This is a genomic window from Arcticibacter sp., assembly GCF_045629565.1.
Taxonomy (GTDB): domain Bacteria; phylum Bacteroidota; class Bacteroidia; order Sphingobacteriales; family Sphingobacteriaceae; genus Arcticibacter.
On sequence record NZ_JAZQRL010000011.1, the window covers coordinates 1 to 3136 of the forward strand.

At 47.0% G+C, this 3136-nt stretch carries 3 protein-coding genes; 2 read left to right on the forward strand and 1 reads right to left on the reverse strand.

Translation table 11 applies throughout. The features are described 5' to 3' along the window. Positions 1–373, forward strand: a 373-nt coding sequence (locus ACKI5J_RS01500; RefSeq protein ID WP_407425790.1) for an isocitrate/isopropylmalate family dehydrogenase, incomplete at its 5' end; no start/stop codon positions are given. A 183-nt stretch (positions 374–556) separates the two neighbouring features. After that, positions 557–1804 carry a threonine ammonia-lyase IlvA gene (gene ilvA / locus ACKI5J_RS01505; RefSeq protein WP_407425792.1) on the forward strand — a complete coding sequence of 416 codons (1248 nt, stop codon included), beginning with the start codon at positions 557–559 and terminating at the stop codon, positions 1802–1804. 65 nt (positions 1805–1869) lie between these two features. On the opposite strand, the gene ACKI5J_RS01510 is transcribed toward ilvA, so the two are convergent. Continuing rightward, positions 1870–2859 carry an ABC transporter ATP-binding protein gene (locus tag ACKI5J_RS01510; RefSeq protein WP_407425794.1) on the reverse strand — a complete coding sequence of 330 codons (990 nt, stop codon included), beginning with the start codon at positions 2857–2859 and terminating at the stop codon, positions 1870–1872. Positions 2860–3136: the final 277 nt, after the last annotated feature.

Genomic DNA, 3136 nt, shown 5'->3' on the forward strand with positions numbered 1-3136 from the left:
GCCCAGCTCTTATGACGTGATCATCACGGAAAACCTATTTGGTGATATTCTGACCGATGAGGCTTCTGTAATTTCGGGTTCTATGGGTCTGATGCCTTCATCTTCTATCGGTCTGCACACGTCATTGTTTGAGCCTATTCACGGTTCTTACCCTCAGGCGGCTGGTAAGGATATCGCAAATCCTTTAGCTACGGTTTTATCTGCAGCGATGATGTTTGAGGATGGCTTTGGTTTGAAAGAGGAGGCTGAGCTGATCAGATCTGTTGTCAACAAGTCGTTAGCTGAAGGTGTGGTTACCGAAGATATTGCCGGAAAAGAGAAAAAGGCATACAAAACGAGTGAAGTAGGCGATTGGTTAGCTGCAAACATCTAAGTGATCCTTTATCCTTTGACAAATAGCAAGCTATTGCTTAGTGTATCGCAGGATGTAACCTGACGTGCCAGGAAATAGCTGCTGAGAATTCAGGAGGGGCTGCATCAATATATGATGGCAGCCTTTCTTTTTTTATCGGGCCGGGAGTCTTAGATTTGTAATGACCCTCTTATTTGATGATTCATGTCTTATACTGCATATACCCTACACCCAAAGGCTGCTGCTGAACGTTTAAAGTCAGTCATCAACCGTACACCGTTACAGTTCAATGCCCGGCTTTCTGCAAAATATGATGCTGAGATCTACCTGAAGCGGGAGGATCTGCAGGTAGTGCGTTCGTATAAGTTACGTGGTGCTTATAACATGATTGTCCAGCTGACGCCCGTTCAACTATCGCGGGGAGTGGTCTGCGCCAGTGCGGGGAACCATGCTCAGGGCGTTGCATTTTCGTGCCGAAAACTGAATACCCGGGGAGTGATCTTTATGCCGGAGATCACGCCTAAGCAGAAGATTGATCAGACAAGGATGTTTGGTGACGGGATGGTGGAGATCATTTTGGTAGGCGATACGTTTGATGACTGCCTGCGGGAAGCGCTTTTGTATACGGAGGCCAATGACATGTCGTTCATTCCTCCTTTCGACAACCATCATGTAATTGAAGGTCAGGGAACGGTTGGTGTGGAGATACTGGATGATTTGAAAGATGTGGAGGTTGTGCTGTTTCCGATGGGGGGCGGCGGACTGGCTGCTGGCGCCGGCAGTTATCTCAAGCAGGCACTTCCGCGCCTGGCCATCATTGGGGTTGAGCCACTTGGGGCACCCTCTATGACGATGGCGCTTGAAAATGGCGGTCCGGTGACCTTGGAAACCGTCAATTCCTTCATCGATGGCGCAGCTGTCAAGCGCATGGGCGAACTGACGTTCTCCATTTGCAAGGATATTGTGGATCAGGTTGTGCTGGTTCCCGAGGGGAAAGTATGTACAACCATCCTCCAGCTGTACAATCAGGAAGCCATTGTTGCCGAACCGGCGGGGGCGCTTTCAGTGGCAGCACTCGACTTCTGCCAGGAACGAATAAAGGGAAAGAAGGTAGTTTGCGTCATCAGCGGTGGCAATAATGACATAGAGCGCATGCAAGAGATCAAAGAGCTGTCGCTGCTGTATGAAAATTTAAAACACTATTTCGTAGTGCGCTTTCCACAGCGTCCGGGGGCTTTAAAAATGTTCGTGAACAACGTTCTGGGGCCTACGGATGATATCACCCGCTTTGAATTTATCAAGAAGACGCAGCGAGAATACGGACCGGCATTGGTGGGTATAGAATTGAAATCCGCTGACGATTATGCGTCTTTGATCCAACGGATGGAAGCACATCGATTCGACTACAAGGAAATCAACAGAGATAAAACCTTATTTGAATACCTGGTATAGTTGGGTATAGTACACTGCTTTACCGAGTGTAGGGTATAGTTCAGACCTTATGCTGATTCCGGGCGCTAGTATTCCCGGAACTTGCGTATTTCTGCTCCGATAATGGAATCGCTTTCATACAAGCCTGGCTCGGCGTTCAGTGCCCGTAACTCCACTCCTTCATGCTCCAATAGGATTTCCTCATAGAAACCTTTGAAGAGCCGCTCTTTTACGCGCCACTCTTGTCCGCCTTTGCCTATATCGACCCATTCCGGATAAATGACCACTTGATCTTTGTTTGTATTAATACCTATGACCCGGGCTTCGTCTGCCCTTAGTACGTTGCAATTGGTGAGTAAGGTAGCCGTATACAACTCTTTCGGACGGTTATAAAGCAAATGTGGGCTACCCTCTTCCACCAGGGAGCCGTCTTTAATAATCATCATCTTATCGGCCATAGAAAGACCATCTACAGGATCATGGGAGACGAGAACGACTGTTATTCCGAGATAGGTAGCCATACGACGGATATCGGCTCTGAGCTCATTCTTAAACATGGCGTCGACCTGACTGAAGGGCTCATCAAGCAATAGCACTTCGGGACCGGTTATAATTGCCCTTGCTATCGCCACTCGCTGCTGCTCTCCTCCACTTAGATCCACGGCACGTTTTTGTGCGAGGTGATCTATCCGCAGAAATTCCATCACTTCAAAGGTTTTTCGTTGTTTTCCTTTCAGGTCGGTATTAGAAAGAAGTCCTGCTATGTTATCGTAGACCTTCGCATAAATGTTCAGGTTAAAATCCTGAGCTACAACCTTCATGGCTTCATGTCCCGGAATAAGCTTTTCAGTAGGGCCAAGCACCCGTTTTCCTAAATACCTGACTTCACCAGAGTCAGGAGTAAGCAGTCCCGCAATAAGCTTCAGGAGGGTACTTTTACCACTACCACTTGCACCAGCAATTACGTTTATCGTTCCTTTCTGGATGCTTAAGCTCACTGATTCGACTCCAGAACGCGGTTCTGTCTGGTATATCTTCGTTACTTGCTCTAGTTCTATAGCAGGCAGATTGTTCATGCACAATATTAAATAAAAAACCCTGCAGTTCCATAAAATGGAAAGCAGGGTTAGGTTAACCGGAATTTATCTAGTGTGTAATTATAGATAACAAATTAAAAGCGCAGGAACTAAAACCCGAAAGTTAGGCCGAAGGACATGTTTTGGAGTCCTTCCTGCGCCGGACTGTTTTCAAACATATCATTGAAATAGTATTTAGCAAAGATACCCGTAGCACCATAGCCAAGACGGGCAAAGCCCCCGTATCGGAACTTGGTGAAGTGATAATTATCGTTAA

Coding starts and splice junctions, on each gene's coding strand:
- ilvA (WP_407425792.1), top strand. CDS start 557: ATGTCTTATACTGCATATACCCTACACCCAAAGGCTGCTGCTGAACGT.
- ACKI5J_RS01510 (WP_407425794.1), bottom strand. CDS start 2,859: ATGAACAATCTGCCTGCTATAGAACTAGAGCAAGTAACGAAGATATAC.